Annotated in this window: 3 protein-coding genes and 2 tRNA genes; all 5 read left to right on the top strand. The window is 72.8% G+C overall.

The features are described from left to right. Positions 1-108 precede the first annotated feature (108 nt). The 5 genes from ACFRMQ_RS39505 (at position 109) to ACFRMQ_RS39485 (ending at position 3,277) form a co-directional block, all read left to right on the top strand. A complete protein-coding gene (locus ACFRMQ_RS39505; protein ID WP_380735731.1) occupies positions 109-810 on the top strand; it encodes a DUF3566 domain-containing protein in 702 nt (233 codons plus the stop codon). Between the two features lie 257 nt (positions 811-1,067). Then, positions 1,068-2,462, top strand: coding sequence for a class I SAM-dependent methyltransferase (locus tag ACFRMQ_RS39500; protein WP_380735730.1), 1,395 nt, complete (start codon positions 1,068-1,070; stop codon positions 2,460-2,462). Positions 2,463-2,478: 16 nt separating this feature from the next. Beyond that, positions 2,479-2,552 (top strand) — tRNA-Ile (locus ACFRMQ_RS39495). 337 nt (positions 2,553-2,889) lie between these two features. Continuing rightward, positions 2,890-3,018, top strand: a complete 129-nt coding sequence (locus ACFRMQ_RS39490; RefSeq protein ID WP_014137031.1) for a DLW-39 family protein — start codon at positions 2,890-2,892, stop codon at positions 3,016-3,018. A 186-nt stretch (positions 3,019-3,204) separates the two neighbouring features. Beyond that, positions 3,205-3,277, top strand: a tRNA-Ala gene (locus ACFRMQ_RS39485). The last annotated feature ends 18 nt before the right edge of the window (positions 3,278-3,295 follow it).

Here is a 3,295-nt window from a genome sequence, read left to right as displayed (position 1 = left end):
CGGCGGCATCGGACGCCGACCAGTTCCGGGCAATCCCGCCGGGCGCTGGGTGACGAGTGACGAAGCAGGGCGGCGCCGCCGTCCTGGTGGGAAGTGCGGGAGGACCAGGTGAGTGGAGCCACGGGTGCTGCGGGAGGAACCTCCGGCGGCCGTCCGGGCGCGCAGGGCGGGGGTTCGTACGGCGTCCCGCAGCCGCCGAACGATCACTCGACCGCGTCCACCTCGCTGATGCCGCCGACCGGTGGAGCGGGCCAGAGCGGTGCCGGCGGCTTCTCGCAGCCCACCACGTACGCCAAGGGCCAGCCGACCCCGGCCCGGGGCACCCGGGTCGGAGGCGGCAACACCCCGCCCGGCGGAACCCCGGCGGTCGGCCCCGCCGGCGCGGGAGCGGCGCGCCGTCCGGCGGCTCCCCCCGCGGCCGGCGGCTCCGGCCTCGGCCGGACCCGCAAGGCCCGGCTGCGGGTGACCAAGGTCGACCCGTGGTCCGTGATGAAGGTCAGCTTCCTGCTGTCGCTGGCCGTCGGCATCATCCTCATCGTGGCCTCGGCGGTGCTGTGGATGACGCTGGACTCGCTCGGCGTCTTCGACTCGCTGAGCAAGACCCTCAAGGACGTCACCGGCTCGGACAGCAACGGCGGCGTCAACCTGATGGACTACGTGGGCTTCGGCAAGGTGATGACCTTCACCACGCTGATCGCCGTGGTCGACGTCGTCCTGCTGACCGCCCTGTCCACGCTCTCCGCGTTCATCTACAACGCGGCGGCGGGCTTCACCGGCGGCGTCGAGCTCACCCTGGCCGAGGAGGACTGATTCCGGCCAGATCCTGACTGTTATTCAGTTCCCCGTCCACAGACGGAATGCGCGGACCCCAGCGGTTGTTCCAGCCTGGGGTCCGTCGGCATTTCGGGTGACAGCCGGCTGCCCGCGGCGTGCCGCCCGGAATCCGGGCACCCGCCGTGGGCTTAGCTGGGTGCCGCCCGTCCCGCGCGCGGGAGTGCCGCCGGCCTGCCCCGGTCCGCCCGACCGGGGCAGCAGGTTTCCACAGGACGACTGGACGGAGGCGCGCGGTGGGGAAGCTCGCAGGTCAACTGGTCGAGGCCCTGGAAGGGCTGTTGGGGGTCCCGGTACCACTGCGGGTGCAGGCCTGGGACGGCAGCGTCGCGGGGCCTCCGGGAGCGCCCACCGTGGTGCTGCGCAACCGCCGGGCGCTGCGTCGGCTGGTCTGGCGGCCGGACGAGCTGGGCCTGGCCCGCGCCTACGTCGCGGGGGACCTGGACCTCGCCCCCGGCACCGACCTGTACGAGACGCTCTCCGCGGTCGCCCGCTTCGCCGAGCTGCCGGAGATCCGCACCCGGGACCTCGGGCCGCGCGAGGTCCTCGGCGCCCCGGGCCGCCGGGTGCTCGCCGCGGCGCTGCGGGCCGGGGCGCTCGGCCTCGAACCGGAACCGCCCCGGGAGGAGGCCCGCACGGCCCGGGGCCGGCTGCACAGCCGCAGCCGGGACCGCGAGGCCATCAGCCACCACTACGACGTCGGGAACGACTTCTACCGCCTCGTGCTGGGCTCCTCGATGGTCTACTCGTGCGCCTACTGGACGCCGGAGGCGAAGAGCCTGGAGGCCGCCCAGGAAGCCAAGCTCGACCTGATCTGCCGCAAGCTCGGCCTGCGGCCGGGGATGCGCCTGCTGGACGTCGGCTGCGGCTGGGGCTCGCTGCTGCTGCACGCCGCCGAGCACTACGGGGTCACCGCGGTCGGCGTCTCCATCTCCAAGGAGCAGGTCGCGCTGGCCCGTGCCCGGGTCGAGGAGGCCGGTCTGTCCGACCGGGTGGAGGTCCGGCTCCAGGACTACCGGGAGATCGCGGACGGCCCCTTCGACGCGATCTCCAGCGTCGGGATGGCCGAGCACGTCGGCTCCGAGCAGTACCGGATCTACGCCGAGGGCCTGCACCGGCTGCTGGTGCCCGGCGGCCGGCTGCTCAACCACCAGATCGCCCGGCGCCCCGACATCCCCGGCGAAACGCACCGCACCAGCCCCTTCATCGACCGCTACGTCTTCCCGGACGGCGAGCTCTCCCCCGTCGGTTCCACCGTGGCCCGGCTGGAGGAGGCCGGCTTCGAGGTCCGGGACGTCGAGTCGCTGCGCGAGCACTACGGGCTGACCCTGCGCGAGTGGGTGGCCAACCTGGAGGCGCACTGGACGGAGGCGGTCCGGCTGGTCGGCCGCGGCCGGGCCCGGGTCTGGCGGCTGTACATGGCGGCCTCCGCGCTCGCCTTCGAGCAGAACCGGATCGGGGTCAACCAGGTCCTCGCCGTACGCAGCACCGAGGAGGGCTCGGCGGGCCTGCCGCCGACCCGCGAGGAGTGGCTGCTGCGCCCCTCCGCCGCCGCGCCGGAGCTGGTCACGGGGGGCGTCGCCGCGGCCCCGGCCGACCCGGATTTGGGAGATCGGCGGTCGGTCCGCTAATCTTTCAGTGCGGCAAGGGCCTATAGCTCAGACGGTTAGAGCGCTTCCCTGATAAGGAAGAGGCCACAGGTTCAAGTCCTGTTAGGCCCACAACCGCGAAGGGCCCGGAGTGATCCACTCCGGGCCCTTCGGCGTTTCCGCCTCCGGGCGGGGGCCGTCCGTCCGGCCCGGGGCCCTCCGGGCCGCTCCGTGCGGCGGCCGGACCGGCGGCCAGGAGGTACGGCGTCAATCCTGGGACCGGACCGTCGGGTTGGCCGTGCCGGTGGCTGGTCACGATTGGGACACCGGTGTGTATCATCGGCCGCAAGGGCAGTCTGGCACCCGGTCCGCCCGTTCGAGCTCGAAACACCATCTGGACTCGTCGGCCCGGCCATTCCGCCGGATCCGGCTCTTGAGTCCGCCAACGCAAGAAGGACGAGGTCCCGCGGTGAAGAAGCTTCTCCTGGTCGCCCTGGTCGCCCTCGGCGGCTTCTTTGTCTACCGTCAGGTCCAGGCGGACCGCGCCGAGCAGGACCTGTGGACCGAGGCCACCGACCCGGTCCCGGCCGGTCGCTGAGCCCCGGGCGATCTGACGATCGACGAATTCCGGAGGCGCCGGACGGCGCCTCCCGGGCCGGCCGGCCCGGTCGACCAACCGGACCGGCCGACCCCAGGGAACGGCACTTTTCCAGGGGGACGGCGCTGGGAACCGCGCCGGAACCCGGTACGCTAGTGCCCGTTGGCACGCGCGCGGTGCCGTCGAGGGGCATTAGCTCAGTTGGTAGAGCGCTGCCTTTGCAAGGCAGATGTCAGGAGTTCGAGTCTCCTATGCTCCACAGTTCACTGCGGTGGCC

This window comes from Kitasatospora sp. NPDC056783, from assembly GCF_042789895.1.
Taxonomy (GTDB): Bacteria; Actinomycetota; Actinomycetes; order Streptomycetales; family Streptomycetaceae; genus Kitasatospora.
This window is presented reverse-complemented; position numbering and strand designations above follow the sequence as displayed.